Annotated in this window: 1 protein-coding gene; it reads left to right on the forward strand. The window is 47.7% G+C overall.

Features of this window, described 5'->3' with window-relative positions; translation table 11 throughout:
• Positions 1-669: DNA-binding domain-containing protein (locus ACPYOJ_RS34565; RefSeq protein WP_481420257.1), on the forward strand; the 669-nt coding region annotated here is incomplete at its 5' end.
• Positions 670-771: the final 102 nt, after the last annotated feature.

Consider the following 771-nt stretch of genomic DNA (forward strand, 5'->3'; position numbering starts at 1 on the left):
AATGATTTCATCGCACGCACTGCAAGCGAACGAAGTCTCAACGTGCAACAGATCTGCCTTTCAGCCGCCAACCGTGGCGGGGCTGATATCTCCGCCTCGGCAATGGAGCATGCCACAGAACTATTCCTGAAAGAAATGGCGTATCAGCTTTGTGACGGGTATTCCATCAATACTGGGTACTTTACGGCAAGCACGACCATTCGTGGGGTATTCGACAGCCCTTCGGAGACTTTTAATAAAGATAAGCACAGCATTATTTTCCAGTTTAACCAGGGAGAAAAGCTACGTGCTGAGATTCCCAATATTGAGGTCGAAATCCTGGGCGTGGCAGAAGCTTCTTCAGTAATTCTCCAGGTGACGGATGTAAAAAGTGGTTCAGTCAATGATCTTATCACGCCCGGCAGAAACCTCAAGATTGCCGGAAGCAAGATCAAAGTAGCAGGTAATGATCCTTTTATCGGGGTATTCTTTGTGAACACTACGTCCGGTGTCAGAACGGCGGTAGAAGAAAGTGACATCGTAACCAATAATCCTTCGGAGTTAATTGTGGTGATTCCTGCATTACCGGCAGGAACCTACAATCTGGAAGTGGTAACGCAGTATAGCAGCGGGGCTTTATTGAAAGATACAAGGACAGCTACGCTCGATAAAATACTGACGGTAGCGTAAGTTGTCGGTATCTATTTTCCGAGAGACGCTTTCGTCGCCCGACGCAAGGGTCTCTCATCGGACGTGATAAGACGGTTATCTCGAGCGTGATAAGGTGTTCTC

The sequence above is a fragment of the Rhizobium sp. SVR5-9E genome (assembly GCF_056755095.1).